The organism is Pseudomonas sp. VS40, assembly GCF_018587885.1.
GTDB classification, from domain to species: Bacteria; Pseudomonadota; Gammaproteobacteria; order Pseudomonadales; family Pseudomonadaceae; genus Aquipseudomonas; species Aquipseudomonas pergaminensis.
Map to the genome: position 1 here is coordinate 345,336 of NZ_JAGYWD010000005.1, position 25,967 is coordinate 371,302.

Here is a 25,967-nt window from a genome sequence, read left to right on the forward strand (position 1 = left end):
AGGCAAGCCAGCTCCCACAGTTGAATTGGGTTTCCAGTTTAAATTAGGAGTGTATGTATGCGAATTGGACTGGTTGGCTATGGCCACGGAGGGCGCTTCTTTCATGCGCCGCTGATTGCAACACTGCCCGGCGCCACGTTTGTTGGCGTCGTTACTCGCTCACCTGAACGCCGCCAGCAGTTGGCGACTGACCATCCCGGCCTCAAGGCTTTCGATTCCATCGGCCAGATCGTCGAGGCGGGTGTCGACGCCCTGGTCATTTCCACCACCCTCAAAGGCCGCCCGGCCCTGGTGCTGGAAGCCATCGAACATGGCGTTACCGTGGTCAGCGACAAGCCCTTTGCCGCCAACGCCGAACAGGCCCAGGCGCTGATCACCGCGGCCGAGCGCCAGGGCACGCTGCTCAGCGTGTATCAGAACCGGCGCTGGGATTCGGACTACCTGACCCTGCGCAAGCTCATCGACGCCGGCGCCCTGGGCAAAATCAGCCGCTTTGAATCCCGCGTGGAACGCTACAGCCCGCAAGCCGTAGGTAACGCCAGCGGTGGTGGCTGGCTGCGCGACTTGGGCAGCCATTTGGTCGACCAGGCGTTGCAACTGTTCGGCCCGGTAGATCGAGTGTTCGCCCAGCTGCATTACACCGCCGAACACCCCACGGTGGATCACGGCTTCTTTGTCTCCCTGACTCATGCCAACGGCGTGATCTCCCATCTGTGGGGCAACGCCTTGCAAAACAGCCAGGCACCGCGTTTTCGCGTCAGTGGCAGCGCAGGCTGTTACACCGTCGAAGGCCTGGATGGTCAGGAAGAGGCGCTGATGGCCGGCAAGTCGCCGAAAACCGAAGGCGAGCACTGGGGTGCCGAAGAGCATCGACGCTGGGGCTGGTTCGAACAAGGTTCTGAGCGTGAGCGAGTACCCTCGGAAAAGGGCTGCTGGACGCAGTTCTATCGGCAGTTGCAACTGGCCGTGCAAGGGCAGGGACCGTTGCCGGTGGACACCTATGACGCGCTGGAAACCACCCGTATATTGGACGCCGCACGCCTGAGCGCCGAGCGCCAGCAGGTGGTTTCAACAAAAATAGAATAAAATTCTAAAACAGGTTGATATGGAAATTATTTTCCAATAAAGTCTTTTCCAGGTTGCATAAAGTACGTTCGGACTCGATCCGCACGGCTCAACAAAAACAAGATCAAAAACAACCAGGTACCGTCAGATGAAAATCTTCAACGCTGTACTGCGAGTTTTACGCCCTGCCCACACGCCACGCGGTCTGCCCCGCGCCCGGCCGTTCTACTTCTCCTTCCTTAATGTGCTGTGCGTCGAAAACCAAGGCGCGCTGGTCTGCTGTATTCCAGGCGCACCGGTGGTCCGGCTGCCTGCTGAGCTCTGATAAACGCAACGTCCAAAAAACCAACAAGAAAGTGGAGACAGACCGTTCATGAAGACCCCGATCCGTTTTACCGCGCTGGCCTTGTCCATGCTGCTCGCCAGCGGTGTTGCCTCGGCTGCTGACCTCAAGATAGGCGTGAGCATGTCCGCCTTCGATGACACCTTCCTGACCTACCTGCGCGAAGACATGGACAAGCAAGCCAAGTCCTATCCCAAGGGCGATGGCGTACAGCTGCAGTTCGAAGACGCCCGCGCCGATGTGGTCAAGCAGTTGAGCCAGGTCGAGAACTTTATCAGCCAGAAAGTCGACGCGATCATCGTCAACCCGGTGGATACCGCGTCGACGGCCAACATCATCAAGGCCGCCACCGCAGCGAAAATCCCGCTGGTGTTCGTCAACCGTCGTCCTGACAGCCCGACACTGGCCCCAGGTGTCGCGGCGGTGACCTCCGATGACGTCGAGGCCGGCAAACTGCAGATGCAGTACATCGCCGAAAAACTCGGCGGCAAGGGCAACATTGTGATCCTGCTGGGTGACCTGGCGAACAACTCCACCACCAACCGTACCAAGGGTGTGAAGGAAGTCCTGACTAAGTACCCAGGCATCAAGATCGAGCAGGAACAGACCGGTATCTGGCTGCGTGACAAGGGCATGACCCTGGTCAACGACTGGCTGACCCAGGGCCGCGACTTCCAGGCGGTGCTGTCGAACAACGACGAGATGGCGATCGGTGCCGCCATGGCGCTGAAATCGGCGGGCAAGAAGGGCGTGTTGATCGCCGGTGTCGACGGCACGCCGGACGGCCTGAACGCAATCACCAAGGGTGACATGACCGTGTCGGCCTTCCAGGACGCCAAGGGCCAGGCGGACAAGTCGGTCGAGACGGCGCGCAAGATGGCCAAGAACGAGCCTATCGAACAGAACGTAGTGATCCCGTTCCAGCTGATCACCCCGGACAACGTCAAAGACTTCAAGTAGCCCCTATATAACAACAATAAGCCGGCAGGGCGGTCGTGCCCGCCTTGCCGATGGAGTACCTCCTTATGCTCGCTCAAGCCGCTGTCTCACAGCCCCCCGGCATCCAGCCGTTGCCGCTGGACGAACCCTACCTGTTGGAAATCGTCAACATCAGCAAAGGCTTCCCCGGCGTCGTGGCCCTGGCCGACGTGCAACTGCGGGTACGCCCCGGCACAGTGCTGGCGCTGATGGGCGAGAACGGTGCGGGCAAGTCGACGCTGATGAAAATCATCGCCGGCATCTACCAGCCCGACGCTGGCGAGATTCGCCTGCGTGGCAAGCCGATCGTGTTTGAAACGCCCCTGGCGGCCCAGAAGGCCGGGATCGCGATGATCCACCAGGAACTCAACCTGATGCCGCACATGAGCATCGCCGAGAACATCTGGATCGGCCGCGAGCAACTCAACAGCCTGCACATGGTCAATCACCGCGAAATGCACCGCTGCACGGCCGAATTACTGGCGCGCCTGCGCATCAACCTGGACCCCGAGGAACACGTGGGTAACCTGAGCATCGCCGAGCGGCAGATGGTCGAGATTGCCAAGGCCGTGTCCTACGACTCCGACATCCTGATCATGGATGAGCCGACGTCCGCCATTACCGAGAAGGAAGTGGCCCACCTGTTTTCGATCATTGCCGACCTCAAGTCCCAGGGCAAAGGCATCGTCTACATCACGCATAAAATGAACGAAGTGTTCGCCATCGCCGATGAAGTGGCGGTGTTCCGCGACGGCCACTACATCGGCCTGCAACGCGCCGACAGCATGAACAGCGACAGCCTTATCTCGATGATGGTCGGCCGTGAGCTGAGCCAGCTGTTCCCGGTGCGCGAGACGCCCATCGGCGACCTGCTGCTGTCGGTCCGCGACCTGCGCCTGGACGGGGTGTTCAAGGACGTCTCCTTCGACCTGCACGCTGGCGAGATCCTTGGCATCGCCGGGCTGATGGGCTCGGGCCGCACCAATGTGGCGGAGACCCTGTTTGGCATCACCCCAAGCGACGGCGGGCAGATTGAACTGGACGGTAAAGCGGTGCGTATCAGCGACCCGCACATGGCCATCGAGAAAGGGTTTGCCCTGCTGACTGAGGACCGCAAGCTCAGTGGCCTGTTCCCGTGCCTGTCGGTCCTGGAAAACATGGAAATGGCCGTGCTGCCGCATTACTCGGGCAACGGCTTTATCCAGCAGAAAGCCCTGCGTGCGCTGTGCGAAGACATGTGCAAGAAGCTGCGGGTGAAAACCCCGTCCCTTGAGCAGTGCATCGACACCTTGTCCGGCGGCAACCAGCAGAAGGCCTTGCTGGCACGCTGGCTGATGACCAACCCGCGCCTGCTGATCCTTGATGAACCCACGCGGGGCATCGACGTGGGCGCCAAGGCCGAGATCTATCGCTTGATCTCGTTCCTGGCCAGCGAAGGCATGGCGGTGATCATGATTTCTTCCGAATTGCCCGAAGTGCTGGGCATGAGCGACCGGGTCATGGTGATGCACGAAGGCGAATTGATGGGCACCCTGGACCGCAGCGAAGCGACCCAGGAAAAAGTCATGCAGTTGGCCTCCGGGATGACCGCAGTCCACTGACGTACAGAATAAGAAGGTGATGGGTTATGAACGCAATAACGGATAACAAGCCTGCGACGGTGCCAACCAAAAGTCGTCGACGCATGCCCACCGAGCTGAGCATCTTTTTGGTGCTGATCGGCATCGGCCTGGTCTTCGAGCTGTTTGGCTGGATCGTGCGGGACCAGAGTTTCCTGATGAACTCCCAGCGCCTGGTGCTGATGATTCTGCAAGTGTCGATCATTGGTCTGCTGGCAATCGGCGTGACCCAGGTCATCATCACCACGGGGATCGATCTCTCCTCCGGTTCGGTGCTGGCGCTGTCGGCGATGATCGCCGCGAGTTTGGCCCAGACTTCCGACTTTTCCCGTGCGGTATTCCCGAGCCTCACCGACTTGCCGGTGTGGATCCCGGTGGCGATGGGGCTGGGCGTCGGGCTGCTGGCGGGGGCGATCAACGGCAGCATCATCGCCGTCACCGGCATTCCGCCGTTCATTGCGACCCTGGGCATGATGGTCTCGGCCCGTGGCCTGGCGCGTTACTACACCGAAGGCCAGCCGGTGAGCATGCTCTCGGACTCGTACACGGCCATCGGCCATGGCGCGATGCCGGTGATCATCTTCCTGGTGGTGGCGGTGATCTTCCATATCGCGCTGCGCTACACCAAGTATGGCAAGTACACCTACGCCATCGGCGGCAACATGCAGGCGGCGCGTACCTCGGGGATCAACGTCAAGCGCCACTTGATCATCGTGTACAGCATCGCCGGTCTCTTGGCTGGCCTGGCGGGTGTGGTGGCCTCGGCACGTGCCGCCACCGGCCAGGCCGGCATGGGCATGTCTTATGAGCTGGATGCGATTGCTGCGGCAGTGATCGGCGGTACTAGCCTGGCGGGCGGGGTAGGGCGCATCACCGGCACCGTGATCGGCGCGCTGATCCTTGGGGTGATGGCCAGCGGGTTTACCTTTGTCGGTGTGGATGCGTACATCCAGGACATCATCAAGGGCCTGATCATTGTGGTGGCGGTGGTGATCGACCAGTACCGCAACAAGCGCAAGCTCAAGCGCTGAGGCGCAGCGGCAAGCCTCAAGCCTCAAGCTGCAAGCATGCTGATGTTTGCAGCTTGTCGCTTGCCGCTTGCGGCTTATAGCTGCTTCACGAACTTTCCTGCTATAAACGCACTCCGATAACCATTCGCCAAGCCCGTCCTGGTGCCTTTTGGGGTTATCTGGGAAAAAATGCCTGTCATTTCAGTTGCTGCGCCCTCAAGTCGGCCTTAGACTGCCGCCCCTCGTAAATTGAGTGCCGGGTGGCGCTTGGAATGGACGGCGCCTTTCCGAGACCTGCAGAGGTCGGCCGGAACGCTCCCTTATTCGCCTTAATGCACGTATTTTTTATAGAGAAATCAATGACAAAGGAAAAGTTGCTGGCCATGCCGGCGGATGACTACATGAATGCCGAACAGCACGCTTTTTTCGAGCAGTTGCTGCAAGACATGAAAGTGGAACACCACGAGCGCATTGAACAGAACCGTATCGCCATTGAAAGCCTGGACACCCCGGCCGATCCGGCTGACGCCGCTTCCGTTGAAGAAGAGCGTACCTGGCTGGTCAACGCAATCGACCGCGATCAGCGCATGCTGCCGCAGCTTGAGCGTGCACTGGAACGCATCAAGGAAGATTCCTTTGGCTGGTGCGATGACAGCGGCGAGCCTATCGGCCTCAAGCGCCTGCTGATCAGCCCGACCACCAAGTACTGCATCGAAGCGCAAGAGCGCCACGAGCAGATCGACAAGCACCAGCGCCAAGCCTGATGCGGTGAAGCTGGGGGATCGCCACGCGGTTCCCCAGGGAAAGACCCGTTACACCCCGTCTATTGATCTGCTGCAAGCTACCCCACTAAAGGCCCATGGATAATGGCCCGATAGTGGCGTTTAATGCAGGAACAATAATGACAAGCAGTGGGGTAACGACGATGGCTGGAGACGGATCTCTGATGGGCGCAGCTGTGCCACCGCAACCGGTGGTGCGCGGGTTGCCCGGCTGGCTCACGCCGTTCTTGCAGAGCACCGCCCTGGTGCTGGTACTGTTGGGCCTGGCGCTTGCCAGCCTGCCACTCTACGTCTGCTTGCCACTGGCGCTGCTGGTGATCTGGCTGCCTCGGTTGAAAAGTCGCACGCCGTTTATTGCCTCCTCCGAAGGCGTCGATTCCATTGGCGAGCTGACGCGCGACCTGTCCTACACCACCAGCCATAACGCATTGTCCGCCGCCGGCGTGGCCTATTCGGTCAAGCAGCTGGCTGCCCGGTTGCAATCACAGTTGAGCGCCGCCAAGCAGATTGTCAGCAGTGCCGAGGTGATGATCGGCACCGAAAAGATCACCTCTCAACTCAGTCGCGAAGCGCTAGGCGCTGCCAGCCAGGCCCACCGGCGCAGCACTGAAGGCCGCGAGGTGCTGGCCCAATCGATCACGCGTATGCACCAGCTCAGCCAGCGCGCCAATGCCAGCCGTGAACTGATCGAAGCCTTGAGTCAGCGCAGTGAGGAAATCCAGCGGGTGACCCTGGTGATCCAGTCCATCGCCAGCCAGACCAATTTGCTGGCGCTCAACGCGGCCATTGAAGCCGCACGGGCCGGTGAACATGGGCGCGGGTTCGCGGTGGTCGCCGATGAAGTGCGCGGGCTCGCTGGGCGAACAGCCACGGCCACTGATGAAGTGGGCGTGATGGTCGCGGATATCCAGCAACGCACTGCCCAGGTGGTGGAACAGATTCGCCAGCTCTCGGCCGACCTGCACACCGGCGTCGAGCAGGTGGAGCACGCTGGCGAGCAACTGCAAAATATCGCCAGCCTGGCGGCGGATGTGGAAGGCCAGGTTAATGAAATCGCCCAGGGCACCGACACCAATCGCACGCAACTCGACAGCCTTTTCCATGCCGTGGAGCAGATGCGCAGCGACCTGGCCGTCAGCGATCAGCAAACCCGTCAACTGGCTGACGCTGCCGTGCAGATGGAAGGCCAGGCCGAAACCATCAGCGAGCGCCTGGCCGAAGTCGGGCTGGATGACTACCACCAGCGCATCTACGACCTGGCGCGTGAAGGCGCAAGCCGGATTGCCGCGCAGTTCGAAGCCGATGTGCAGCAGAACCGCATCAGCCTGGACGACCTGTTCGACCGCAGCTACACGCCGATCGCCAATACCAGCCCGAGCAAATACCACACCCGCTTTGACGGCTACACCGACCAGGTGCTGCCGGCGATCCAGGAGGCACTGTTGCCACGGCATGAAGGGTTGGTGTTTGCCATCGCCTGCACGCCCCAGGGCTATGTGCCGACGCACAACAAGGCGTTCTCCCACGCGCTGACCGGTGATGCGCAGGTGGATGCCGTGCAGAACCGCACCAAGCGCAAGTTTGAAGACCGCACCGGGATCCGCTGTGGCAGCCACCAACAGGCCGTTCTGCTGCAGACCTATACCCGTGACACCGGCGAACTGATGCACGACCTGTCGGTGCCGATCATGGTCAAGGGCCGGCATTGGGGCGGCTTGCGCCTGGGCTATAAACCCGAGGTAGCAAAAGGCGGGCGATAGGGATTATTGCTGTTTATGCAATGGAGCTATTCCGGGGATAGCTTTTTCCAACTGGAGGAAAACCGTAGCATGGCCAACATTGTTAGCCAGCTAACTAATGCTGCGGAGAAGCTTCATGCAAAACAAAGTCGATGTCGCCGTGATGATTGGCAGTGGCGTTCCCGAAACCTTGCGTGCGCTGGGTCAGAAGGCTTGCTGGGTGGTGTTGCTCAACGGTGAGCAGCGCGGCACGGCGTTCGCCAGTCGCGATGAAGCGGAGGAGTGCAGGGCTGCCTGGCAGGCGCTGTTGCGCCTGGAACAGTCAGACAGCCTGCATTGACGCCGACTCAGTTCGCTTGATGCAGGCGTTGGTTCAGTTCATCCACGGCAATCGCCCATTCGGCATCGTCGCGAAGCTCTTCCTTGAGAAAACTCGCTTGTTGCGCCGACCAGAACGGTGCATCGATGAGCTTCACGTCTTCAGGCAATGGATGGGCAACGATAAACGCATCGATGCCGTCTGGGGTTGAATCCAGGCCCAATTGTTCAAACAGGGTTTCAAGGGTGGGGATTGGCGCGTCCATTTGGTTCTCCATGCAGGGTGGTCGTTATGCATGGGAGGGTTGTGGCGCAGCAGAGTTCTATCGGATCTCAGGAATTCAGGGCCCCGGCGTCCACGGCAGTCTTTAACGCCTTGGCGGCGTCCTTGGCGGCGATGGCAGCCGCGTCGACAGTTTTGAACCAGCGGTCTTTTTCCACCTGGTGGGTGGTGACAGTGGTCAGCGGTGGCTTGGCCCGCATTACGATCACAGCTTGGAATTCGCCGTCTACTTCCCTCGCGTCGCCATGGATGAAAAATTCGCCGATATCAAATTCCGTCACGTAGAGCCTTCCCTTGGAGATAACTGCACTGGTGAAACCTGGCCCGGCGGGCACAAACTTCAGTGGACGGGCCAGTATGGCAGTTGTTGCGGGTCGGCGGCGCAGTTAAGTTAATGGCCTGACGAAACGATTGCTCCGTGGGCTGTCTGCAGCATTGCTTCAAGTTTCTTGGCCAGCTCGCAGGCCTTGACATGGTCGCTGCGAAAGCCTTTGATTCGGCCGCTGAGCACTTCGCGGATGTGGAAGAAGTTTCTACCGGCAGGCACGACTTGGTAAAGAACCGAATCCGAGTACCCATCAGAGCCATTCAAGCGGTAGTATTGGGCTTCGTCCTGACGGGATGGACGGGTGTACGAAGACATAGCGCTGTAGGTTGATCGTTGCATGGCCTGCTCCTTTCGGTCGATCCGGGTAATGTGATTGCAACGCTGTGGGTGGTTTTGCTCTGTGCTGCTGTTTTAGTATTGTCGTCGGCGGTCAACACCCAGTTCCGTGGCAGGTGTGTCTTTTTGTGTTGGCATGTCGGAAAACTGCATTTTTAATTGGGTTTTTCTCTGAAGTTGGTCAGCCCGTATTCTCGGGCCGTTGAACCTGTGATCTCCTGTGATGCCTGATGACCTTTACAAAGGTCCATCGCGTACGTCTGTACTAGTCTTATGGCGCGACAGTGGGATTTTCTTCAGTTTTTTTCAAACAATGCGTTGTGTGATCGTGCCGTAACGGCCGTTTTTTTGTGCTGCCCGCTCTGGCGGACGGCGCTCTTTTCGATGTGGGGGCGTTTCCTTGGCAGTCAGTAATCTGGATATGCACGCGTTGTTCGTGCTGGGTGATTTGCGCGCAAAGTTGGTCAAACAGTTTCAATCCCGTTTTGTTTACATTACCGAACAGACGCCGGAAGGCATCTACATTGCCGAAATCGACACTGAAGCGGCGATGGTGGTGGACGACAAGCCTCGCCTTGAACTCAAAGTCGGCGACCATTTCCGCGCGGCGGTATTGCCCAGTCGTGAAGGCGGCAAGTTCGAGTTGAAGTTCCGCGACATCAAGTTGACCGTCTATGGCCTGGGCGACTACGCCTTTGTGTCCTCGACCGAAGGCCAGGGCATTGTGTTCAAGGAAGGCCACAGCGTGATGCTGGTGTTCGCCGCCAACGAGCAGTTGCAAGAAGGCCTGACCAAAACCCTGAAAGCCGTGACCGGCAAGGCCGCCAAATGGCGCAAGGGTGAACTGGTCACGTTCAAGGCCAGCGAGTAATCAGCAAAAACCGCGATCACCCGCTATCTCCCGGAACCTCTACTACAGTTGAGTTGACTTAACTATTCAGAGGCTTCGCGCATACGCAGCAAAGCCGTCCGCCATTGGCTGCGATATCGCGAGGTGCGAAGGCATGAAAGGATTGAGAACACTATTGGCTGCGTCCCTGACGACCCTGGGGCTTTCAGTGGCGACGCTGCCGGTTAACGCCGCCCAGGCACCGATACATTTTGCCGACCTGAACTGGGAAAGCGGCAGCCTGATCACCGAAGTGCTGCGGGTGATTGTCGAGAAGGGTTTCGAGCTGCCCACCGACACGTTGCCGGGTACCACCATCACCCTGGAAACCGCCTTGGCGAAGAACGACATCCAGGTGATCGGCGAAGAGTGGGCCGGCCGCAGTCCGGTGTGGGTCAAGGCCGAGGCCGAAGGCAAGGTGGTGGGCCTGGGCGATACGGTCAAGGGCGCAACCGAAGGCTGGTGGGTGCCGGAATACGTGGTCAAGGGTGACCCGGCCAAAGGCATCAAGCCCCTCGCCCCCGAGCTCAAGAGCGTGAAGGACCTGGCGCGCTACAAAGACGTGTTCAAGGACCCGGAATCCCCAGGCAAGGGGCGCTTCCTCAACAGCCCGATCGGCTGGACCTCGGAAGTGGTCAACAAGCAGAAGCTCAAGGCCTATGGCTTGGATGACAGCTACGTGAACTTCCGCAGCGGCTCGGGCGCGGCACTGGATGCCGAGATTGCCTCATCGATCCGCCGGGGCAAGCCGGTGTTGTTCTACTACTGGTCGCCGACGCCGCTGATGGGGCGCTACAAGTTGATCCAGCTGGAAGAACCACCGTTCGATGCCGAGGCATGGAAGACCCTCACGGATGCGGATAACCCTGATCCGAAGCCGACGCGATCGTTGGCGTCCAAGTTGAGCATCGGCGTTTCTACGCCGTTCCAGAAGGAACACCCGCAGATCGCCCAGTTCTTCGAGAAGGTCGAATTTCCGATTGACCCGCTGAATAAAGCCCTGGCGACCATGAGCGAAAATCACACCGCCCCTCGGGAAGTGGCCCAGGTGTTTCTCAAGGAACATCCCGAGGTGTGGAAGGCGTGGTTGACCGAGGATGTGGCACAGAAGGTTGAGGCCAGCCTGAAATAAGCTCGGACCTCACGGCCTGGTGAATGTGGGAGCTGGCTTGCCGGCGATGCAGGCGACTCGGTACCTCAGGTGTACCCAGGTGATGCCATCGCTGGCAAGCCAGCTCCTACAGTGGTTTGTGTTTGAAGGTCAGAACCGGGTTTGTACCGCCACCTCAAAGGTTCGTGGCGAGCCCAGGTAATAGGCCGGCGATACATGCGCGAACTCGGCATACACTTCATTCGTCAGGTTGCGCACCCGGCCCGTCACCGAGGTGTGCGAGTCGACCTTATAGCGCAGGAACGTTCCGAACAGCGTGTAGGCCGGCACTGTCTGGGTGTTGGCATTATCTGCGTACACCTCGGCGACATACCGCGCGTCCACCCCCCCTTGCCAGTCCTCGGCAAAGTCATACGTCAGCCACAGGTTGCCCACGCGCTTGGGCACGTTAGTGGGCGTGTTGCCCTTGCGCGAGACCACTGCGCCACTGGCGATTTTCTCGTTGAAGTCATCGTACTCGGCATCGACCCAGGCGAAGTTGCCCTCTGCCAGTAGCTTGGGCGTGATGCGCAGCGAGCTGGCCAACTCGATACCCTTGGATGATTGCGCGCCGACCGGAATGCTGTTGGTCGGATCCTGCGGGTCGGTGACGGCAAAGTCCTTGCGCTCGATCTTGTACGCGGCAACGGTGGCCGATCCACGGCCGTCCAGGTAGTCGAACTTGCTGCCCACTTCCCACTGTTTGCCGGTCGAGACATCGAACACTTGCGTCGTGGTAGTCGGTTGCTCGGCCGCAGTGCTGTATTGCACATACACATTGGCCGATGGGATGAACTGATAGGTCAGGCCCACGCGGCCAGTCACCGGGTCCCAGTTGCGCTTGAAGTGGCGAGGGTTGGTAGCGGTTATCGCGCGATGGTTGGTGACGTCCAGGTCAATGGCGTCATAACGCAGGCCGGTCAGCAGTGAGAGTTTGTCAGTGAGGCCCAGACGATTTTCCACGAACAGCGCCTTGGTGGTGACTTCGTTGGTCTTGTCCTTGCCGAACTTCTCTCGGGTTCGCGGGATGTCGTAGAAGTGGCCGGGGTCGAAGTTGTTCGGGTCTACCGTGCTGTTGCCGGGCACATTCAGCGGGGTGTTGGTGGTGCTGTTGACCTTGTACTCGAACCCGCCAGACCAGGTGGTCGACAGGCCAAAAATACGGTCGTCGTGTCGTAACTCGAACTGGTTGCCGTTCTGCTCGCCCTGATGACGCACTTGGTAAGCCGTCGAGCGGTTCACCGCGCTGTTGTCGGCGTTGTACTGGTAGGTTTCCAGGTTGCGGTAATCGCGTTGGCTGTCCAGGTGATAGAGGGTGTTTTTCAGCGTGGTGCTGTCGTTGAGACGATAGTCGATGATCGAACGCGCCCAGATCGTGCGCTGCTCGTAGCGGCCGTCGGCGACGTTGTAGTTGTTGAAGCGGTTGTGCTTGTCGATCTTCAGTTCGCCCGCCTTGGGGTTGAGCACCGGCGTGCCCCAGTAGGGACTGTCTTCGTGCTCGTCCTGGTATTCCAGCGCCAGGGTGTGGGACAGGTTGGGGGTGAGGTCGCTGAGCAGGGAAAACGCCAGGCTCCAGGCCTCGCGCTGATCACGGTCGATGTAACTGTGGTTGGTGTTGCGGCTGACATCCAGGCGGGCGTAATGCTGCACCTCGGCACCGGGTTCGGTCAGGGCATGATTGACCCCGAAAGCCATGCCGGCAGTGTCGTAGCTGCCATAGGTGAGTTGGCCTTCGGCCGCCTGTTCCTCACGGGTCGCCAGCTTGGTCACGTAGTTGAGCGAACCGCCCACGGAGCCTGCACCGTTGATCAGCGAGGAGGGGCCGCCCACCAGTTCCACCCGGTCATAGATCCACGCATCCACGGGACGGGCCAGGCCGGTCGCGACGTTGATGCCGTTGAACATCTGGGTGATCTGGCTGCTGGTAAAGCCACGGTAGGAGACAAACCCGCCAAACCCCGGTGGGGCGCTGGCGTTGACGCCGGGCAGGGTATTGGCCGCGTCGCGGAAGGTCTTGGCGCCATGGCGCTCGATATCATTGCGATTGGCGATGGCCACCGACGCCGGGGTTTCCCGCACGCTCAAGCCCAACCGCGACGCCATACCACTGGATTGGTCCAGGGCCAGGCCGGGTTCGGCGGCTTGTTCGCCATCAATGGTCGTTGGGGCCAACTCAAGGGCCCAGGCGCAGACAGGCAGGCAGCCGAACAGGCCTGCCAACAGAGGTAGATGTTTCATGGTTGAATCCTGAAAAACTTGGCTTGAAAACAACGCACAGCCGCCCGTACTTCCTTGCGGAAACGGTACTCAGTGCAGATCAAAACGCGAAGGAATCAGGCGAACGCAGGTGGCGCGCGTGGATTAGCCGCGGGCCAGGTGAAGCGGGCAGGGATGTCAGCAGCCAGGACAATGGCTGGGGGTGGGGCGTGGGGTTGTGGCAATACGGCCACATTCAGGCTGGAACTCAGGGCCGGGCCCATGCCACCGGTGGAACACAGCGGGCAACCAAACGCCTTGGACAGCGTAGGCACATTCTCTTCAGTGGAGTTGGACGGCTTAGGCGCCTGGGTACGCGGGTCCACCGTACAAAACTGACCGCCGATGCCATTGAGCTGCATCCCGACCATCTGCCCATGACCGATACTGCAGGCGAACACATTGAACAGGACGCAGCTGTAGAGCATCCAGGCAATGAGCGAGCGGTCGGCACGGGCGATTTTCATGGGGCGGCACTTTACCATCAGCCGCCGACGAAATGCCTGCAAAAAATCTCAGGGCGACTATCCTGTTTCGCACCTTTTCAGGGAGAGCCAGCCATGAGCTTTGTTGTCGCACGATGGATTGTCGGGGTTTTTACCTGCATCAGCATGGTCCACCTGTACTGGGCCGCCGGCGGCAAACTCGGCAGCCTCGCCGCCATCCCCCAACTGCCCGGCGAATTCGCCAGCGGGCCAAAGCCCGCGTTCAAGCCCTCGGCGCTCGGGACCTTCCTGGTCGCGATGGGGCTGGTGGCCATTGCCTTGCTGGTTTGCCTGCGGGCGGGGCTGTATTTCTCGGCGGTGTCTCACGGGGCCTTGCAGTGGGGGATCAGCGCGATTGCGGTGGTGATGTTTGCCAGGGCGATTGGGGATTCGGAGTTGGTGGGGTTTTTCAAGAAGGTGGGTGGTTCGCGGTTTGCGAGGTTGGATACGTATTTTTACTCGCCGCTGTGTTTGGTGTTGGGGGTGGGGTTGTTGGTGGTGGCTTGGGGGTGAGAAGTTGAGGGCCTGATCATTAGATCAGGCCATGCAATCAAGGCTGTATGAAGTACAAGTTGGACATGGATCCAGAGATTTTCTGAGCTTTGCCCTTTTTCAGGTACTCGCTGAAATCACGCTCAAGCGAATCTTTATTGGTATATTTCTTGTATCTGCATGGTACTTCGCACGCGTACATATACAGTCTCCACGGGTCGAACCCATCGACTCTTTCATTCGGACCGTAATCAAAGTCGACACATATTTCAGATAGATAAACGCTGCATCCAATGCCATGCAACTCGTAGGTTACGCCGTCGGTGACAAATCCTCGTCGCGGGATTTTTTTGGAGTGCCACAGCCTGAGAATGTTCTTGGTTCCAAAAGCTTGTTCAAGCAAGTCAGTCGCTTTTTCAACTTGCGTCAAATACTCGGCTATCAAATTTTCCAGGGTCTGATTTTTCATCGTCTTGGCCTATCCAATCTATCGAGCCCAACCGCATTTGATGCTTCTATCACTTCTTCAATGCTGTTGAACGTGGTTTTGTGGCTATATATATCGGTGATTAACTTTAAGGTGACTGGCGTATGTGTTTGTCTTGCTGCCGAGGCACGATGATGCCCGTCTAAAATATAGCGCCGTTCGTTGTGTTCGACTATTTCAATGGGTTCGTTGATTTTGTACCCATCGCTTCGCATGCTAAGGGCAATTTTCTCAACCCGTTTGGTTGAGCGTTTGCCCTCGATGGTGTGTGTTCGACTCAAGGTTTCCGCATTAACTCCGTGGATGAGGGGAGGCGATTGAACTCCATCCTCCACATGTGCTTTTTGGGTTGGATTGTCCGCGCCCGGGATTGTCTGTAGTTTGCAGCTGTCCTCCCCGGGACAGGCATTCAGTCCTGATGGATCTACCCAGCCCGTGGGATTGGTGGTGTATTGGTACGCATTGATCCCACCCGCCAACTTCACCGGATCTGGCGTCAGATAGCGACCAACATCCGGATTGTAGTAGCGATGGCGGTTGTAGTGCAGTCCGCTTTCTTGGTCGAAGTATTGGCCTTGGAAGCGCAGTGGATTGTCGATTTTTCCTATGTCTAGTCGGCTGATTTCACCGTAGGCGCGGTAATGCGCGGACCAGACGATTTCGCCATCCGGTGCGGTGAGTTCCTGTGGGGTGCCGAGGTGGTCGAGTTGGTAGTGGTAGGGCTTGGTTTCCTTTGGGCCGAAGCCTTCCAATAAGGCCAGCGGGCGGAAGCTGTCCGGTTCATAGAGATAGTTACGGTGCCGATCCGCGTGGTGCTCGGCGATGAGTTTGTCGCCTTGCCAGAAGAACTCGGTCGTTATGTCATCAACGGTTTTGCTGATACGCCGCCCAAACGCGTCGTAGCGATAGCTCGCGGTTTGGCCGTTGGGCGTTTTAATGCCGATCAGCCGATGCTGGCAGTCGTAGCGGTATTCAGTAACGAGTCGATGGCCTTTGCCGCGTCGTTCGCGGATGAGGTTGCCGAAGGCGTCGTAGTCGTAGTGGTGGTCGCCCTGGATCATCAGGCGGTTGCCGGCGACGATGTCGGGGCCGGGGCGGTTTTGCATGAGCAGGTTGCCGGCGGGGTCGTGGCCGAAGCGTTCTTGCTCGCCTTGGGTGTGGTCGGCGCGGGTGAGGCGGCTTAGGGGGTCGTAGTGGTAGCGGTGGTCGCCCTTGCGGGTGTCGAGCAGGCGGGTGAGGTTGCTGGATTTGTCGTAGTCGTAGTGGCGTTGGTAGAGGGTGTAAGCCTGCTGGGTGACGGCGTGAGCGTGTAGGCGCTGCTGGTCGTCGTAGTGGTAATGGCTGATCAGTTGGCCTTGTTGGCGTTGGTGTTCCTGGCCTGCTTTGAATAGATGGGAAGTAAGGACTTCACCGTTCAGTTCGACGGTGGCGAGATGACCACCTTTGGTGTGGTTGAACGTGAGGCGGTTGTTGTCCGGCAGGCGTAGGTTTCGAAGGTTGCCGCAGGCGTCGTAGCCGTAGCGCAGGGTGCCCCAGCCTTGGTGTTCGGCGGTGAGGCGGTTTTGAGCGTCGTATTCGTAGGCCAGGGCCCAATGGCCATCTTCGACGCTTAGGAGGTTGCCCTGGCGGTCGTAGGCGTAATTAACCTTGTTGCCATCAGGTAGGGTTTTTCTTACGAGTCGACCGGCATGGTCGCGCTCGTAGCGGGTAACCAGCTGACTACCGTCATCGCCGTGTTCGGTCTTTTCCTGCAGGTTGCCATTGAGGTCGTAGACGTAAGCCGTGCGCTGCCCGTCAAACCCGGTTTCCTGCTGGATCAGGCCGTTGCTGTGGTACTGGAGTCGGTAGGTTTCGCCAACCTCGTTTTCAATTTCGGTCAGCAATAACCGCACATTGTCGTAACGGTATTTGACCTGGCTGCCATCAGCGTTGATGCGCCGGCTGATCAGGTGCAAGCCGTCGGCGTATTCGTAGCGGGTGACGTGGCCGAGTTCATCCCGTTCGGAGGTGATTTTTCCGTACGCGTTGTAGGTATATTTACGCGTATCACCGCTCGGCAAGACGATTTGGACTAATCGCCCAACGTCGTTCCACTCAAATTGTGTGAGCGCCCCGTGCTCATCTTCTTGGGAGATTTTTCGCCCAAGATCGTCATAGCGATAACGCTTGATCCCACCATCCGGCAACTGCTCCTCAAGCAACTGCCCACGCTCATTCCACACCAGTCGCTGACAGCTATGATCCGGGTACCAAACCCCAACCAGCTGCCCGTATTTGTTGTAGCTGTAGTCAGTCACATGACCGTCAGGATCGGTCTTGCGCGTTACATCGCCTTGATCATTGCGCTCATACTTCCAAACCGCTTCACCCCGGCGCACAACCCGTACGAACCCGTTGTCATGCTCGTAGGTCGTCGGCTCATCGTCCCCCGGAAACAACGCCACCAAGCGCCCAGCTTCGTCGTACTGATACGCCGTGATCGCGCCCAGCGGATCCTGCTCAACCGTCAGCCGCCCGTTGTCATCGTAGGACTTGAAGTGCTCGGCCCCGTCCGGATCCACCCGCTGCACCAGCCGTGCGCGCTGGTCATGCACGTAGACTTCCTGGCTGCCATCGGCGTTAAACACCGTGACCTGCCCGTTGTCGTCCCAGGCATACCGCGTGTCCATCTGCGAAAAGCTCGCCCAATGCCGAACACACCGCGCCGCCTTGCCAGCCCGTTCCCACTCCCAGTAGAAACTCGCCCCACCGGCCAGGCCGCGCTCAAGAATGACGTGCTGATCGTCGTACCGATAAACCTCGCTTTCGCCGACAGCGTTAGTCGCTGAAATCAGTCGGCCAAGGTCGTCATAGGCGTAGGAAACAACCGTCTGTTCCGTCACCCAAACATACGGACCCTCGTCCACGATGCGTTGAATTTGGTAGTCCACCGCCACAATCCGGCCCGACGCGTAGCGCAACAACAGCGAGCGCCCCACGCCGTTATCCAGCCGTTCAATGCGCCCCAGAAAATCCCGGGCAATACGCAGCCGGTTGTCATACGCGTCGCTGATCGCCGTCAGCACACCGTCGCGGAAGTGGTAGAAACGTGACGCCTGAGCCAGCACCAGTTCATCGGGCAACGCCCCGAGATAGATCGCCGCTTCAGCCAGGCTATTGGTGATTGCGGGGCGGGAAACCGTGGGCAAGGGCAGGGTGGTCGAGCGATTTTCATGATCGGTCCACACCACCGAATCACCGGAAATACTCAGCCGATGGGCCAGCGAGTGACTCCAGCCAAACCCCAACCCGCAGTCCATTTCCACTGCACTGGTGCGGTACAACCGGGTCCACTCAAACGGCAAAATGCCGTCCAGCACCCCATCGGTGAGGGTCAGCAATTCTTCGCCCGTGACCATCGACACTGGGCAGCCGTTGGTGGCTGTCTTGTCGGAAGAGGCGGCCGCATCCCCAGCCGGATTCTTCGCAACAGCGGGCACGTCATCCACAGGCTCTTTCTGCTTCAGCACCGCGTTCTGCCGCGCCTTCCAGCGCATCTGCATCGTGCCTTGCTTGAGCCCGCCGACCACCCCGCGGACCGCGACCGCCTTATAGCGATCCACGGCCTGCATGAACTTCGTCAGGATTGCCAAAAGTCCCTTAACAAAGCCCACCGCCGCATCAAGAATCTGCGCCCCATACTTGACCAGCCGCAGACTCAAATACGCCACACCCGCCGCCGGCAAGGCGATGGTCAACACCACGCCAATCACCAGGTCGATCAGCAGCGACACCACAAACCCAGCCGCCACTTTCGCTATTTCGCTGGGTGGCAATGCATCCAACCAGATCATCGCCGTGCGCAACATCAGGTACAGCGCGGCCTCGTCACTGGCCAGCAACATGGCCTGCTCCATGACCTTGGGTGCATCGGTCGCGAGCTGCGCCAACTTGGCTGCTTCGGTGCCCAACTGTTCGACGAACTTCAGCGGGTCTTCAAGAATCGCCTGCACCAGCTTGATGCTGTCCCACACGTCGCGAATCGCCGCCCAACTGCCCGCCAACAGGCCGCTGCCAATTGCACTGGCGGTCGAGCGTTCCCACTGGGGTTTAAAGCCAGACCATTGCTCCCGAAGCCACCGCTCCAGGTCGCCGGTCAGCCCGGCGTAAGAGGTAAACAGGGCCTCGACCTGTTCCTCGGACACGCCACCCTGCACCCGCACCTGGTAGCGCCCACCCGCCGCGCAGTGGTGCGAACCCTTACCCTGTTCATCCAGCATGACCACGGTGGAACTGCCGTCATCCAGGCCGATGACCTCCACCGGGATATTGCCGATCGGCACGTCATACACCGACTCGAACAGGCTCTCGATCTTCAGTTCGCCGCCCATTGGGCACTGGCTCACGGTCGAGAAATCAGCATCTGCCATGCTCACCGAGCGCTGTGAATCCCCCGCTCGCAACACCCGGTCCATCCCCAGCAGCGAAGGCATGTCCAGCCCATGGCTGACTGAATCCAGCGCGCGCGAATACCAAGTGCCCATTTGCTGGCGATAAATCACCAGGCTCTGGTGAAAGCCATTCAGTTCATGTTCGATCAGGGCAATGTGGGCAGCGTGGGTCATCCGTGACGTCCGGGCAGAGGGCAAGGCGTCGGAGCATGCCGCAGCAAAAAGCGTCTGGATGAGCGGTTGAGAAAATCAGAAAACGCCGACTACCCAGAGGGAAAAACCGCGAGAAACCCACCCAAAGGGCTACACGAAAAAGCGACAAACCTGATTGCGTCATCGCTTCTCAAATAAAAATCGCTCGCATCCTTGCCCGATTTCCCGACGTGGCCGTCATGGTTAATAGAACCTCCCTTACGCAGGATTTCCCATGTCGCGCCTTGCTCGTCCCTTGCATCCACTGGCTTTGTCAGTGGCGATGGCTTTTGCCGCTGTGCCGTTGCTGACCGTCCAGAGCTCCTTTGCCGAAGAAAGCACCAGCAGCGCCGAGCGCAGTTTTTCAGTTCCCGCCGGAGATTTGAGCCAAGCGCTCAATAGCCTGGCCGAGCAGGCAGGCTTGGTGCTGGCCTTCGATGCAAGTCTGACCCGTGGCAAGCGCAGCAAGGGTTTAAAAGGACAATACGCCACCGACGTGGCACTGAATCAACTGCTCGCCGGCAGTGGCCTGCAAGCCTTGAAGATTTCCGCCGACCGCTATCGCCTGGAAGCCATCCCGGACAACGGCGGTGCCATGGAGCTGCAGGCCACCACCATCAGCGGCGCGTACCAGAGCGAAAGCCCGACCGGGCCGGTGGCCGGCTATGTGGCCACGCGCAGTTTGTCGGGCACCAAGACCGATACCGCGCTGATCGAAACCCCGCAGTCGATTTCCATCGTCACCAAAGACCAGATGCGCGCGCAGAACGCCGAGAGCCTCAACCAGATCCTGCGCTACAGCGCCGCCGTCATCCCGGAAACCCGTGGCGCCACCGCGTCGCGTCTCGACCAGTTGACCATCCGTGGTTTCTCCCCGGCCACCTACCTCGACGGCCTGCGCATGCCATCGAGCCGTGACGCCTTGCCGCAGAAAGACGCCTTCGACCTGGAGCGCGTGGAAGTGCTGCGCGGTCCGGCATCGGTGCTGTACGGGCAGGGCACGCCGAGCGGGGTGATCAACATGGTCAGCAAACGCCCGCTGGACACACCGTTTCATGAAGTGGGTGTGGAATACGGCACCTTCAACAAGAAGCGCACCACCTTTGACTTGAGCGGCCCGCTGGATGATCAGGGGGTGTATTCCTACCGTGTGGCCGGGCTTTTCGACGATGCCGATGGCCAGGTGGAGCACACCGAGACGCGCCGTCAGTCGCTGTCCAGCGCGTTCACCTGGCGCCCGGACGACGCCACCTCGCTGACCCTGCTCGGGCATTTCCAGAAGGACCCCAAAGGCGCGTCCTACGGCTCGGTGCCGGCCTGGGGCTCGGTGCTGCACAGCCCGACCGGGCGCAGCATCGATGTGGATTTCTACGACGGCGAAAAGAACTTCGAGAAGAGCGACCGCGAGTATTACTCCATCGGCTGGGCGTTCGAGCATCATTTCGATGACGTGTGGACCGTACGCCAGAATGCGCGTTACCTGCGCAGCGAAGGCCAGTACCGCAGCCTCTACAGCAACTATCTGCTGACGGATTACCGCACTATCCGCCGTTCGACCATCGCCAGCGATGTCGACCTGGATGCCTACACCCTCGACAACCAGCTGCAGGCCAAATTCGACACCGGCCCCTTGCAGCACACCTTGTTGATGGGCCTCGACTATCAGAACACCAGTACCGACACCAAGTCGGGTTCCGGCGTGTACACCGCCGGCCCGTCCCTGGATATTTTCAACCCGGTCTACGGCGCGGCGGTGCCGGTGCCGGCCTACACCACCGACGGCACCTCGCGCAGCGAACAGACCGGTGTGTACTTGCAGGAACAGATGAAGTGGGACAAGTGGGTGCTGCTGCTGGGCGGTCGTTATGACTGGGCCAGCACCGACAGCAGCACCAAGACCCTTCGCACCGGTGCCAAGTCCGAGTCATCCCTGGACAGCAAGGCGTTCACTGGCCGTATCGGCCTGGTCTACCTCTTCGATAATGGCCTGGCGCCGTATGCCAGTTACGCGGAGTCGTTTAATCCGCAGTCGGGTACCGGCTACGGTGGATCGGTGTTCAAGCCCACCGAAGGCAAGCAGTATGAAATCGGTATCAAATACCAACCGCCGGGCAGCAACAGCTTTATCACGGCGGCGATCTTCGACCTGCGCCAGACCAACGTGCTGACCACCGACCCGGACCCGACCCATTTGTGTGGCACCGGGCGCTGCCAGAGCCAGGACGGCGAAGTGCAGTCCCGTGGTTTTGAGCTGGAGGGCAAGGCCAGCCTCAACGATAACCTGGACATCACTGCGGCCTATGCCTACCTGGACAACCGCATCAGCAAGTCGAACAACACCGTGCGTTATGCGCCCATCAGCGATATCGGCGTAGGCCCGGCCATTGCCGCCGAAGGCACCACCACCTACGGTGTGCCGCGCCACACGGCCTCGGCGTGGGCCGACTACACCTTCCACGACGGCACCCTCAAGGGCTTCGGCGCCGGCGCGGGTGCGCGTTACGTCGGGTCTTCTTGGGGGGATACCGCCAACACCCTCAAGGTGCCGGGCTACACCTTGTTCGATGCCGCCGTGCACTATGACATCCCGAACATTACTAGCCTGAAGGACAACCTGCGCCTGGCGCTTAACGCCACCAACCTGGCGAACAAAGAGTATGTCGCGTCCTGCTACTCCTATTCGTGGTGCTGGTATGGCTCGCAGCGCACCGTACAGGCGAGCGCCACGTACCAGTGGTGAGGTAAAAAAAGACCTTGGCGCAAGGATTCGGGAGCAGCATCGCCAAGGCCTAAACGGGCTAGCGCTTAGCGGGCTCAATCCATTTGTTGACCACCGGCGCCTGCCACTGCCCAAGGGCATCGAGCAGGGCGCCGGGGTTGTCTTCGACGATCAGCATTTGGCTGTGTTCGGCCTTCATGAAACCTTCCCTGACGGCATGTGCGAACACGCTGCGCAGCGGTGCAAAGAAATTGGCCGTGTTCAAGCAGGCCACGCCTTTTTGATGCTCGCCCAGTTGGGTCAACGTCATCGCTTCCAACACTTCTTCGAAAGTGCCGAGGCCACCAGGCAGGGCGATGAAACCATCGGCCAGTTCGCTCATGCGCGCTTTGCGGCTGCGCATGTCCGGCAGGGTTTCATAGGCGCTGAGCCCCGGTTGCAGGTGCCCAAGGTCATGCAGCAATCGGGTGATGATGCCGATCACTTCGCCACCTTCGGCCAGCGCACTGTCGGCAATCACACCCATCAAGCCCTTGGCACTGCCGCCGTAGACCAGTCGAATGCCACGCCGGGCGATTTCTCGACCCAGGGCCTTGGCGTTCTCGGCGTACTGGGGGCTTGCGCCGACATTGGAACCGCAAAAAACCGTGATACTGCGCATCGGAAATCCTGGTTGGGGGAGGGCGTGGCAGTTTCATGCTTGGCTGCTGTCACGCACAGCGCCAAGAACGGCCTGGGCAACTAGGCCATCAGGCATGCCAGGATGCGCCGGCCCAAGGCTTCAGCGCGGGCCTGGGAGTCGATATTGGCAAAGCCCAGCAGCAAGCCGGGACCGGTCTGCTGCACCACACCCCACTCGCTCAATGCCTCCGCGTAGATACCCTCGTCCGCCAGTTTCTGCACCAGCAGGCGGTCTGATTGCGGCGCCTTGAGTCGTAGGATTAGGTGCATGCCGCCAGGCTGCGCATCGATGGAAACATGTTCGCCCATTGCCTTGCGCAAGCCGTTGGCAGTTGCCTCGCGCCGTTCGCTATACAGCTTGCGCATGCGTTGGATATGCCGGGCGAAATGCCCTTCGGCGATAAAGCTGGCGACGATTGCCTGCGTCAGTTCCGGGCAATGGCCGAGGAAGCTTTGGCTGACCTGTTCGAAACGCGCCACTTGGGCCGCAGGCACCACCAGATAGGCCAGACGGATGCCGGGGAACAGCACTTTGCTGAAGGTGCCGGCGTAGAGCACCCGACCATCGCGGTCCAGGCTCTTGAGGGCAGGCAACGGGCGGCTGACATAGCGGTATTCGCCGTCATAGTCGTCCTCGATGATCCAGGCGTGTTCGCGTCGGGCCCAGTCCAGCAGGGCCAGGCGGCGCGGCAGCGACAGGGAAATGATGGGCCGGCGTGACAATCACTGCGCGTGCAGTGCTGGTGGGGGACACGCACAGGCCATCCTGGTCCACCGGGACGGGGGTCGTGTTGATTTGCAAGAACGACAGCAGCGGACGCGTCGGCGGGTAGCCCGGGTCTTCGACCAGCACCTCGTCGCCGGGTTTGAGCAAGGCATGGGTGATCAGGCTCAGGGTGTTGCGGTAGCCCGAGGTGACAAAGATCTGCTCCGGAGCGCAGTGAATGCCCCGGGCCACTTGCAGGTAGCTGGCGATCGCGGTGCGCAGCGCGGGCAGGCCGCCGATTGGCGGGTTGGCCATGTCCGCCAGTTGCGTGGCACGCACGCAGCGCGCGGCGATTTTCGACCAGATCTTGCGGGGGAAGGCGTCCAGGGCCGGCAGGCCCATCTGGAAGGGCAGGACCTGCGCCTGTTGCCGTACGGCCTTGTAGGGCGTGATGACCACCGGCGTGGGCTGGGCGCTGGCAATGCCGTGGGCAACCACCGTGCCTGCCTGGCCACGGGGTTCGAAGTAACCCTCGGCGGTCAGCAAGGCGTAGGCGTTGTCGATGGTGCCCCGCGCCACGCCCAGTTCCTTGGCCAGCGCCCGTGCGGCCGGGACGCGCTCGCCCGGCTTGAGCAACCCCTCGGCAATCGAGCGGCGAAACCGCCAATACAACTGGCGGTAGATCGGCTCGGTCGAGCCAGGGTCTGGGGGTGGCAGGGTATGCATGGGAACGATCTCCAGGTCGCGGCTGCCCTCACTGTAGTCGCTTCATGACCTATGCCCAAGTGCCATAACCGGATGTGTTGACTGGGCCATCATGGTCCAGTCGCCGTGGCTGTTCATGGCCCTTCAGGGGTGGGCCATGGCGCGGCAACATGGTGCCTTCACTCAACCTAAACAGGATTCATCATGACCACTCGCCTCGACTACACCCAAGCATCCCCGGAAGGTTACAAGGCTTTCGGCGGCGTTTATGTCTACCTGCAAAACAGCGGCTTGCCCAAAGCGCTGATTGATCTGGTCTACCTGCGCGTGTCGCAGATAAACGGCTGCGCATTCTGCATCGACATGCACTCGCGTGATCTGCTCAAGCAAGGCCTGGCCGTGGACAAGCTGGTATTGGTGCCGGTGTGGCACGATGCCCGCAATGTATTCACGCCCCGTGAGCGCATCGCCCTGGCCTTTGCCGAAGCCGTGACCCGCAGCGATGTGTCGGACGCGGATTACGCAGCGGCCGCCGCCGAGTTCAGCGCCAAGGAACTGGCCGACCTCACGTATGGCATCGCGTTGATGAATGCCTTCAACCGCCTGGGCGTCACCTTTCGCACCACGCCTGCTGCGGCCCACTGAAACATTGCGCAATAAGGCAATTTAATGGCCCCTTTGTAACAAAATCATCGCCAGAATCGCTTTTATTTTCAGGTGGTTAGGTGAGGATGCAAATGCGCTCTGTTGGAATCATGCTGATCGCCTGTTCCCTGGCCGGCGGCGCGGCTGCCGTGCAGGCACGGGAGCTGCGCGAGGGTGACAAGTACATGTGCAGTTGGGGCGCCGGCACTGCCGCCAGGGCCCAGGAACTCAAGTTATCTGGAGTGTCGTTGTACGCGGCGCGGCAGAAGATCCAGACCATGAAATTCAACAAATCGTGGATGCGCATGATGGCCATGGGCATCACCGAACAAACCTACGACAGCCGCTCACGGCTCAAGCCCGAGGCGATTCGCCAGGGGTTCTATCAGGATTGCGTGCGCTACAAGGTCGCACGCAAATAACCCCTTAGCGCGACAGCGGCGAGCTGGCGTCCTCCTGGAAATACTGCTTTGCCGTTTCAATGAACCGCCGATTGGCCTGGGACAGGTATTCACTGGCGCGCCAGCACAGGTTAAAGTGCATGAACTGCGCCGGCTCGAATGACACGCCGACCAACCCCGGCTCCTGCTCCTGAACCGAACGCAGCAGGGTGGACACGCCCATCCCGCTGCGCGTCGCGGTAATCACCAGTGGCACAAAGTTGCTCTCCAGGGCGATGGTGAAACGCACGCGAGCGTTGCTGCAAAACGCATCCAGCAGATGGCGTTGCAGGAAGGTGTTGTCGAACACCAGCATCGGTTCACCCTGCAGGCGTTGCGCCGAAATGGATGGCGCGCCCGCCAGCGGATGCTGTTCGGCCATGCACAGCACCATCTCATCGCTGCCCAGCAACACCGATTCCCACGCCGGATCAACCCGCCGCGACTCCAGCAGCGCCACGTCGATGTCCCGCGTAGCCAGGCGTTCGCTGATGTCATCGGCACTGCCTTCCACCACATGCATGGCAATGCCTGGGTAACGCGTGCGAAATTGCATCAGCAGTTCGGGAATATGGCGGATGCCATACATGGGCGGCACGCCGACGCGGATCTCGCCGCTGTGCAGTTGGGTCAGGTCGTGCAATTCACGTCGGGCGCCGGCCAGTCCTTCCAGGCACGCTTCGGCACGCGCCAGGAACAACTGGCCTTCGGCGGTCACGCTGATCTGCCGCGTGGCGCGGTTGAACAGCGCTACTCCCAATTCGTCTTCCAGCCGGCTCACCGCCATGCTCAGCGCCGGCTGTGCCACGTGCAACGCGTGGGCGGCCTTGGTAAAGCTGCCTTGGCGGGCGATCTCGACGCAGTACTCCAACGCTTTCAGGTTCATACG

Annotated in this window: 23 protein-coding genes and 1 pseudogene; 14 read left to right on the top strand and 10 right to left on the bottom strand. The window is 60.0% G+C overall.

What is annotated here, in order from left to right; all coding sequences use genetic code 11:
• Positions 1 to 57: 57 nt before the first annotated feature.
• The 8 genes from KHP07_RS17220 to KHP07_RS17255 all read left to right on the top strand — a co-directional run bounded on the left by KHP07_RS17220 (position 58) and on the right by KHP07_RS17255 (position 7,876).
• On the top strand, positions 58 to 1,086 hold the full coding sequence (locus KHP07_RS17220; RefSeq protein ID WP_214497599.1) for a Gfo/Idh/MocA family protein: 1,029 nt from the start codon (positions 58 to 60) through the stop codon (positions 1,084 to 1,086).
• Positions 1,087 to 1,213: 127 nt separating this feature from the next.
• Positions 1,214 to 1,390, top strand: a complete 177-nt coding sequence (locus tag KHP07_RS17225) for a hypothetical protein (protein ID WP_163033238.1) — start codon at positions 1,214 to 1,216, stop codon at positions 1,388 to 1,390.
• 48 nt (positions 1,391 to 1,438) lie between these two features.
• On the top strand, positions 1,439 to 2,368 hold the full coding sequence (locus KHP07_RS17230; protein WP_078048036.1) for a sugar ABC transporter substrate-binding protein: 930 nt from the start codon (positions 1,439 to 1,441) through the stop codon (positions 2,366 to 2,368).
• 65 nt (positions 2,369 to 2,433) lie between these two features.
• The gene (locus KHP07_RS17235) at positions 2,434 to 3,987 is read left to right on the top strand and encodes a sugar ABC transporter ATP-binding protein (RefSeq protein ID WP_078048037.1); all 1,554 of its coding nucleotides are present in this window, start codon (positions 2,434 to 2,436) and stop codon (positions 3,985 to 3,987) included.
• A 26-nt stretch (positions 3,988 to 4,013) separates the two neighbouring features.
• On the top strand, positions 4,014 to 5,036 hold the full coding sequence (locus KHP07_RS17240) for an ABC transporter permease (RefSeq protein WP_016975559.1): 1,023 nt from the start codon (positions 4,014 to 4,016) through the stop codon (positions 5,034 to 5,036).
• Between the two features lie 338 nt (positions 5,037 to 5,374).
• Entirely contained in the window at positions 5,375 to 5,779 is a 405-nt protein-coding gene (locus KHP07_RS17245; RefSeq protein ID WP_010564800.1) for a TraR/DksA family transcriptional regulator, read from the top strand.
• Positions 5,780 to 6,324: 545 nt separating this feature from the next.
• A complete protein-coding gene (locus KHP07_RS17250; RefSeq protein WP_457232578.1) occupies positions 6,325 to 7,557 on the top strand; it encodes a methyl-accepting chemotaxis protein in 1,233 nt (410 codons plus the stop codon).
• Between the two features lie 115 nt (positions 7,558 to 7,672).
• Complete coding sequence (locus tag KHP07_RS17255; RefSeq protein WP_028615868.1) at positions 7,673 to 7,876, top strand: hypothetical protein; 204 nt, start codon at positions 7,673 to 7,675, stop codon at positions 7,874 to 7,876.
• A gap of 7 nt (positions 7,877 to 7,883) precedes the next feature.
• On the opposite strand, the gene KHP07_RS17260 is transcribed toward KHP07_RS17255, so the two are convergent.
• The 3 genes from KHP07_RS17260 to KHP07_RS17270 form a co-directional block, all read right to left on the bottom strand.
• A complete protein-coding gene (locus tag KHP07_RS17260) occupies positions 7,884 to 8,120 on the bottom strand; it encodes a DUF2789 domain-containing protein (protein WP_078048039.1) in 237 nt (78 codons plus the stop codon).
• 67 nt (positions 8,121 to 8,187) lie between these two features.
• Positions 8,188 to 8,418 carry a hypothetical protein gene (locus tag KHP07_RS17265; protein ID WP_078048040.1) on the bottom strand — a complete coding sequence of 77 codons (231 nt, stop codon included), beginning with the start codon at positions 8,416 to 8,418 and terminating at the stop codon, positions 8,188 to 8,190.
• Between the two features lie 110 nt (positions 8,419 to 8,528).
• Entirely contained in the window at positions 8,529 to 8,804 is a 276-nt protein-coding gene (locus KHP07_RS17270; RefSeq protein WP_214497601.1) for a hypothetical protein, read from the bottom strand.
• A 418-nt stretch (positions 8,805 to 9,222) separates the two neighbouring features.
• Between KHP07_RS17270 and KHP07_RS17275 the strand changes: the two genes are divergently transcribed.
• Positions 9,223 to 9,672, top strand: a complete 450-nt coding sequence (locus tag KHP07_RS17275; protein WP_177409513.1) for a hypothetical protein — start codon at positions 9,223 to 9,225, stop codon at positions 9,670 to 9,672.
• A gap of 133 nt (positions 9,673 to 9,805) precedes the next feature.
• Positions 9,806 to 10,822, top strand: a complete 1,017-nt coding sequence (locus KHP07_RS17280) for an ABC transporter substrate-binding protein (RefSeq protein ID WP_214497602.1) — start codon at positions 9,806 to 9,808, stop codon at positions 10,820 to 10,822.
• A gap of 129 nt (positions 10,823 to 10,951) precedes the next feature.
• Here the strand turns inward: KHP07_RS17280 and KHP07_RS17285 are convergent, their stop codons facing one another.
• The gene (locus tag KHP07_RS17285; RefSeq protein ID WP_100490965.1) at positions 10,952 to 13,078 is read right to left on the bottom strand and encodes a TonB-dependent receptor; all 2,127 of its coding nucleotides are present in this window, start codon (positions 13,076 to 13,078) and stop codon (positions 10,952 to 10,954) included.
• 95 nt (positions 13,079 to 13,173) lie between these two features.
• The gene (locus tag KHP07_RS17290) at positions 13,174 to 13,563 is read right to left on the bottom strand and encodes a DUF2946 domain-containing protein (protein WP_078048045.1); all 390 of its coding nucleotides are present in this window, start codon (positions 13,561 to 13,563) and stop codon (positions 13,174 to 13,176) included.
• Positions 13,564 to 13,656: 93 nt separating this feature from the next.
• On the opposite strand from KHP07_RS17290, the gene KHP07_RS17295 reads away from it, so the two are divergent.
• Positions 13,657 to 14,094: a DUF3995 domain-containing protein gene (locus tag KHP07_RS17295; RefSeq protein WP_078048046.1), complete on the top strand. Its 438-nt coding sequence runs from the start codon at positions 13,657 to 13,659 to the stop codon at positions 14,092 to 14,094.
• Positions 14,095 to 14,131: 37 nt separating this feature from the next.
• Here KHP07_RS17295 and KHP07_RS17300 read toward each other — a convergent pair whose 3' ends face one another.
• Entirely contained in the window at positions 14,132 to 14,542 is a 411-nt protein-coding gene (locus KHP07_RS17300; RefSeq protein ID WP_214497603.1) for a DUF6896 domain-containing protein, read from the bottom strand.
• Positions 14,539 to 19,164 carry an RHS repeat-associated core domain-containing protein gene (locus KHP07_RS17305; RefSeq protein WP_214497604.1) on the bottom strand — a complete coding sequence of 1,542 codons (4,626 nt, stop codon included), beginning with the start codon at positions 19,162 to 19,164 and terminating at the stop codon, positions 14,539 to 14,541. Before KHP07_RS17305 ends, KHP07_RS17300 begins: the two co-directional genes overlap by 4 nt.
• Before the next feature lie 253 nt (positions 19,165 to 19,417).
• Here KHP07_RS17305 and KHP07_RS17310 point away from each other — a divergent pair, with 253 nt between their 5' ends.
• Positions 19,418 to 21,922 carry a TonB-dependent siderophore receptor gene (locus tag KHP07_RS17310; RefSeq protein WP_099493950.1) on the top strand — a complete coding sequence of 835 codons (2,505 nt, stop codon included), beginning with the start codon at positions 19,418 to 19,420 and terminating at the stop codon, positions 21,920 to 21,922.
• 58 nt (positions 21,923 to 21,980) lie between these two features.
• On the opposite strand, the gene KHP07_RS17315 is transcribed toward KHP07_RS17310, so the two are convergent.
• Together KHP07_RS17315 and pdxR are read right to left on the bottom strand one after the other, a co-directional pair.
• Positions 21,981 to 22,562, bottom strand: a complete 582-nt coding sequence (locus tag KHP07_RS17315; protein WP_214497605.1) for an LOG family protein — start codon at positions 22,560 to 22,562, stop codon at positions 21,981 to 21,983.
• Positions 22,563 to 22,642: 80 nt separating this feature from the next.
• A pseudogene (pdxR, locus tag KHP07_RS17320) lies at positions 22,643 to 24,014 on the bottom strand (MocR-like pyridoxine biosynthesis transcription factor PdxR).
• Between the two features lie 183 nt (positions 24,015 to 24,197).
• On the opposite strand from pdxR, the gene KHP07_RS17325 reads away from it, so the two are divergent.
• Both KHP07_RS17325 and KHP07_RS17330 read left to right on the top strand, forming a co-directional pair.
• Positions 24,198 to 24,638, top strand: coding sequence for a carboxymuconolactone decarboxylase family protein (locus KHP07_RS17325; RefSeq protein WP_100490957.1), 441 nt, complete (start codon positions 24,198 to 24,200; stop codon positions 24,636 to 24,638).
• A 92-nt stretch (positions 24,639 to 24,730) separates the two neighbouring features.
• Entirely contained in the window at positions 24,731 to 25,060 is a 330-nt protein-coding gene (locus KHP07_RS17330) for a hypothetical protein (protein ID WP_078050907.1), read from the top strand.
• 4 nt (positions 25,061 to 25,064) lie between these two features.
• Here KHP07_RS17330 and KHP07_RS17335 read toward each other — a convergent pair whose 3' ends face one another.
• Positions 25,065 to 25,964, bottom strand: coding sequence for a LysR family transcriptional regulator (locus KHP07_RS17335; protein ID WP_214497606.1), 900 nt, complete (start codon positions 25,962 to 25,964; stop codon positions 25,065 to 25,067).
• Between the last annotated feature and the right edge of the window lie 3 nt (positions 25,965 to 25,967).